This is a genomic window from Tateyamaria sp. (assembly GCF_059783535.1).
On record NZ_JBYNDP010000195.1, the window covers coordinates 1 to 5,117 of the forward strand.

At 55.6% G+C, this 5,117-nt stretch carries 5 protein-coding genes and 1 tRNA gene; 2 read left to right on the top strand and 4 right to left on the bottom strand.

Annotation, left to right across the window (positions count from 1 at the left end):
- On the top strand, positions 1-293 hold a 293-nt coding region (locus AC6RA8_RS21000; RefSeq protein ID WP_500164220.1), incomplete at its 5' end, for a hypothetical protein.
- Between the two features lie 740 nt (positions 294-1,033).
- Here the strand turns inward: AC6RA8_RS21000 and AC6RA8_RS21005 are convergent.
- The 3 genes from AC6RA8_RS21005 to AC6RA8_RS21015 form a co-directional block, all read right to left on the bottom strand.
- Positions 1,034-1,109, bottom strand: a tRNA-Trp gene (locus AC6RA8_RS21005).
- 49 nt (positions 1,110-1,158) lie between these two features.
- Positions 1,159-2,397, bottom strand: coding sequence for a CoA transferase (locus tag AC6RA8_RS21010; protein ID WP_500355579.1), 1,239 nt, complete (start codon positions 2,395-2,397; stop codon positions 1,159-1,161).
- Positions 2,394-3,233 carry an HTD2 family dehydratase gene (locus AC6RA8_RS21015; protein WP_500355581.1) on the bottom strand — a complete coding sequence of 280 codons (840 nt, stop codon included), beginning with the start codon at positions 3,231-3,233 and terminating at the stop codon, positions 2,394-2,396. Before AC6RA8_RS21015 ends, AC6RA8_RS21010 begins: the two co-directional genes overlap by 4 nt.
- Positions 3,234-3,356: 123 nt before the next feature.
- Between AC6RA8_RS21015 and AC6RA8_RS21020 the strand changes: the two genes are divergently transcribed.
- Positions 3,357-3,614 (top strand): hypothetical protein, encoded by a 258-nt coding sequence (locus AC6RA8_RS21020; RefSeq protein ID WP_500355583.1) that lies wholly within the window; start codon positions 3,357-3,359, stop codon positions 3,612-3,614.
- 4 nt (positions 3,615-3,618) lie between these two features.
- Here the strand turns inward: AC6RA8_RS21020 and AC6RA8_RS21025 are convergent, their stop codons facing one another.
- The gene (locus tag AC6RA8_RS21025; RefSeq protein WP_500355584.1) at positions 3,619-4,932 is read right to left on the bottom strand and encodes a tetratricopeptide repeat protein; all 1,314 of its coding nucleotides are present in this window, start codon (positions 4,930-4,932) and stop codon (positions 3,619-3,621) included.
- Positions 4,933-5,117 lie beyond the last annotated feature (185 nt).

Sequence of the window (5,117 nt, forward strand, 5' to 3'; positions counted from 1 at the left end):
GAAAGAAAGGCTCAAGACGCGCCATCTGCGCATCCGTCAGCCAGAAAAGATCAGACATGTTCACCGCCATTTTTGCAGCGATGAATCACGCAGCCATGCCGAAATCAATGGGTCCTGACCCTAGGCAATCTAATGAAGGCTCCTGGCAATCATTGGTTTCCATTTTTACAGAGGTTCTGATTACCTTCAATCTCTTGATCTTCAGAGCATCAGGCCTGTTTCCCGCAGCAGGGAATTTTCAATTGCCACGAACAGACAGCACCTGCAGCGCCAGCATGATATTCTATGTTTGAGACGAGGGCAGCCGGGGTGTGAACAACTTTGGTCATGCAAAAGGGTGTCCTCAAGTAAGAAACCGTTGAAGTATATGTTGGGTAGTACGTCGGCAGGACCGAGGCCCTTTGACGTTCTTGCAATCGATTTCACATGTTGGATGAGAGGGCCAATTCCGCATTTCGCGTTGTGAAACTGCGAGCCCTACAAATCAGTGCTTCGTAACCGGTTCCAGTATTTTTGGTCAAATTTCTACTGCGTGAGTTCGTCGATCCGAGCAGCGAGATGGCGTCGTGCAATGGCTTCGGCGGTAGCCTGGAGTTACGCGTACGGCGCGATACCGTTGAGCATGCATGCTTCGATGATGGAAGTGAAGCGCGCCCAGTTTCCGCCGCCCTCGTCATGACCAGCAAAGAGCACGTTCTTTCGGTTCATCGCAATGGGGCGGATGCCGCGTTGACCACGTTGCAGTCCATCTTGAAGGTCCCGTCTGCAAGGACGAGCATCGGCCCTACCATGTGTTTGGCAATGTAGGAGAGCTTCGCCCACGTACGAGACTTCCTGTATATGCTTAGCTGCAAGCCAGGCGTTAGAATGCATCAAAAAGCGGCTTGGTTTTCTAGTGTCTTAAAGCGGGCTGATCTTCGGCGTTCATAACGGACAGCAGAATCGCGATTGCCCGTGATACGCCCGATAAACCCTTGAGAAGTTCTAAGGCGAGACCCCAAGACGCATAAAGTACTGATTGTCCGTGGGCTTTTGGCAGGGGCAGCAGGGTTCGAACCCGCGACCTACGGTTTTGGAGACCGTCGCTCTACCAGCTGAGCTATACCCCTTCGCGCCGGACTGAATTACGCGGCGCACCGCCGGTTTGCAAGGATGAAATCAGGCCGCCGTGCGGGAAGTGTGATAGGTGCTGGATTGCACAATGCCCGCATCAAAGAGATGAGCAATTTCAGTGTCGGAAAGGCCAGCGACATCACCCAGCACTTCCTCGGTATGTGTCCCAAGTGCAGGCGATTGTACGACGGGGACGCGCTCCGCCGTTTCGAAGCTAACCGGATGTTTGGGTACGGGAAAGCGGCCAAGGCCCGGTTGAGACAGCATCTCGAACATCGGATTGTCCGGACCAAGATCGGGATCATGGGCCAATGCCTCACGAACCGTGCGGAATTCTGACCATGTCAGCCCCGCGCGATTAAAATCATCGCTGAAATCCGACAGCCGGCGTGCCGCAAACCACGGGCGCAGGATATCAGTGATCTCGGCGCGGCGGCGCCAGCGCTCACCCTCGTCCCGCAAGGATACACCGTATCGCCGCTCTATAGATGACATTGCCATTTCTGTTTCGGTGGCTTTGATCAGACCGGACCATTGCCGACCAGTTAGCCCGATAACCATGATCCGCCGGCCATCTGCGCACACAAAATCCTGGCCATATGCCCCGTAGAGGGCATTGCCCGCCTTTGCGCGATCGCACGGGTTCAGAGCAGCATCACCAATCATGCCGAGGTGACCAATAGTGGCGGCAGCAATATCCTTGAGCGCAAGCGTCACCTCCTGCCCACCGCCGCCGCGCAAGCGACGCCGTTCCGCGGCAAGTAAGGACGACACGCACATGTTGCCTGCAATCAAGTCCCACGCGGGCAAGGCATGCGCCACCGGGTCGTGTGACCCTTCCGGCCCGGTCATGTTTGGTATGCCAAGCGCAGGGTTCACCGTGTAGTCAACCTGCGGCTTGCCGTGCCTATCCCCCGCCAAGGTGACCGTTATGATGTCTTCCCGCAGCCTGCGCAGCGTGTTGTGGTCCAGCCAACCGCGCGCGGGCAGATTAGTGAGGAATAGACCCGCATCATCCCCCGGTGCAGTCGCGAGTTGCTGCACCAAATCGCGGCCGCTAGGATGCCGGGTATCAACGGCGATAGACTTCTTACCCTTGTTCAAACCTGCCCAAAAAAGGCTTTGCCCCGAAGGTGCTAGCGGCCAGCGACCTGCATCCAAGCCACCCTCGAGCCTGTCAACGCGGATCACCTCCGCCCCCATTTGAGCCAATGTCATGCCTGCGAGCGGTACCGCCACAAAGGCCGAGTGTTCGACAACGCGCATTCCGGACAGGATGGTCATTGCGTGTCCTCCCACATGGCGGTCGCCTGCATGCCCTGATGTCCGTCTTGGCCCGTGAAGAGAGACAGAACGCCGTCTTCTTCCGTCGTGCAAATGTCGAGGGCTATCCCCGCAAACAGAGGATGCACGGCCCGGAAGTCAAAGTAGCTTGGCGGCCGCTGACGCGTTCCGACGGCATGCCGCATCAGGAGTGCAGCTTGCAAGGGCCCGTGCACGACAAGCCCGGGATACTTCTCGACGGACTGTGCATAATCCTGATCGTAGTGAATGCGATGCGCATTAAAGGTGACGGCAGAGTATCGAAACAATAAGGTCGGCGACATATCCACGCGCTCGGCCGTTTCCGCCGGCATGGACCGCTTTTCGGGCGGCGTAAAGCTATCGGGCATGGGCAGATAGACGATGTCCTGACGCTCTTCGATAGCGAGCCCTTGGGGACCAACAATCCTGTGATCCAGGGTCACAAGTGCCATGGGACCAGACGCAATTGTCTTTGTGTCAACCGACCGAACTGCGGTATGGCGATGCAAGGTGTCTCCGACGCGGATCGGCGCGTGGAAGCGCAGAGCACCACCTGCCCACATCCTGCGCGGCAGGCCAAGGGGCGGCAACAATGCGCCCGGTGCTGGATGGCCGTCCGGTCCAAGATGCTCGGTATGTGCCATGGGAACAAACGCGCTCCAATGCCAGAGCGGAGGTAGTAAGTCACCTGCACGAGGTGGCGACGCCTCTGCCCGTCCAAGTGTTCCGTGCAGTTTTGCAGCCATCGTCAGGTCAATTCCACCGACGTCCGACAGGCTCCGCCCTATCCACGCATCTAAATTCACCTGATCCATGATGGCCTCCCTTTCTGCCTGTTATGGTGGGAAGGATTCATGAAAAATCAATATATTTTAATGACTTAGTGGGATACCGTCGTATACCGCAGCACCACATTTGCAAGTGCAGCATTCAGAGGATTGAGCAATTTCAATCAGTTTGCTGCCTATTTTGCTGGCGCAGAAACCGGCAGCCGACATTCGAAAAATTTCTCTCAGGGCGCGAAAAATGGAACTTTATGTCCGCACGTAGAACACTTCTGGATTCTTGAGGTACGCCTTTCAGTGTCAATTTGGGCGCGGAACGAATCTTCGACACAAATCTATGGCCAGCTGACTCAGTGCAAGAAATCAGCGGCCACGCTGGTCGGTTTGCTTCCCAAGCCCGGTGTTGAGTGAAGGCTCAGTCGGCTTCCGCAGACACCAAGTTCGTCTTTGTGCGAAACTCGACGGCCCTTTGCAGTTCGCCCTCTTCCGTCAGCGCGCCGATGAAGTGGCCAATTCTATGACGCGGTAATCCACCCCTTAACGCATCAAGAAAAAGAGCTTCGGCTTCGTCGAATCTGCCCTCAGCGACATGGATCAGCGATGTATAAAAGCGTGGAAATTGCGCCCTGGGGTCCAGCTTTAGTGCAGCATCAATATGCGATTTGGCTGCATCGAAGTCCCGCTCTTCAAGCATCATCATGGCCATGAATTCATGGTCGTAGTAATCGGCATCGCCTTGGTCAAAATTCGACTGCAGAACGCGGATCGCTTCGATCTCTTCCCCTCCGTAGTAGAGAAGGTCTGCGAGCCAGTAGACCGCATAGCTGTCATAGAATTCTTCAAGGTAGTCACGCAGCACAGTTTGCCCGGCGGGGCGCATACCCAATGCGGATAGAGAACGCGCCTTCCAAACATATCCTTCCGGAGAGTCCGGCCAATCCTGCACAACATGTTCGGCGTCAAGCAGTGCACGACGGTAATTCTCAAGATCGAAGTTTGCCTTGGAACGATAGAGATAAGCGTTAGTCGGCGCCTGCTGCGTCTCAATGGCCTTGTTCAGCCGCGCAGCGGCCGCGGCGGTCGCGTTTTGATCATAAAAGGCCACACCGAGTGCATAGAGGGTCCAAGGATCGTCCTTGTCGTATTGCAACGCGACTTTCAGAACTTTTTCTGCTCTTTCAGGCTGCCCGGCTTGAATGAAGTACCACGCTTTTTCGCGATGGGCCCACACGTACTCTGGCGACATGGCAATGGCTGTATCAATCAATGTCAGATATTCGCCTTCCTCGATCTCGCCCTTGTAGCGACTTGATGAGGCAAGACCGGCAAAGGCCTCAGCCGACGCGCCTATGTCGAGCGCACGTTGAAAGGCGTCGATCGACGCATCGTAGTCAGAGGTGCCCCAATACACCCAACCAAGCGTATTCAATGCACCCTTGTGGGCTTCTTCATCCAACAGCACCTTTTCCAAGATATTGATTGCCACATCAGACTGTCCAAGGTCGGCATAAGCGCCCGCGAGCACAACTTGCATATTCCTGTAATCGCGATTGAGCTGCGTTGACTCGGCAAGAGCGGTTTCGCAGATTCCAACCAGACGCTGCGGGGTTTCCGCATCCTCAAGGCAGACCAAAGCGTAGCTTTTCTGACTGTCTTTCAAGATGGGTCGCGCCGCGACAGTGCCTGGCAAATACAGGTACGCGAAAACGGCCAAAATGAATAATCTCATACAGAAAGCTCCGGTTTCCAATACGGTAGCAAAGTAAACAATCCAGACAACGAAAAAGGCCGCGCTGAATGCGCGGCCTTTTCAAGTCTCAGACGGCGTTGTGAATGCAGTATTCGCCTCGCCAAGCCTTACTCAGTGATTTTGGACACGACGCCTGCGCCGACGGTGCGGCCGCCTTCGCGGAT

What these genes read in the sequence shown, in the direction of transcription:
- AC6RA8_RS21025 (WP_500355584.1), bottom strand. Translation starts at nt 4,932, where the DNA reads ATGAGATTATTCATTTTGGCCGTTTTCGCGTACCTGTATTTGCCAGGC.
- AC6RA8_RS21015 (WP_500355581.1), bottom strand. Translation starts at nt 3,233, where the DNA reads ATGGATCAGGTGAATTTAGATGCGTGGATAGGGCGGAGCCTGTCGGAC.
- AC6RA8_RS21010 (WP_500355579.1), bottom strand. Translation starts at nt 2,397, where the DNA reads ATGACCATCCTGTCCGGAATGCGCGTTGTCGAACACTCGGCCTTTGTG.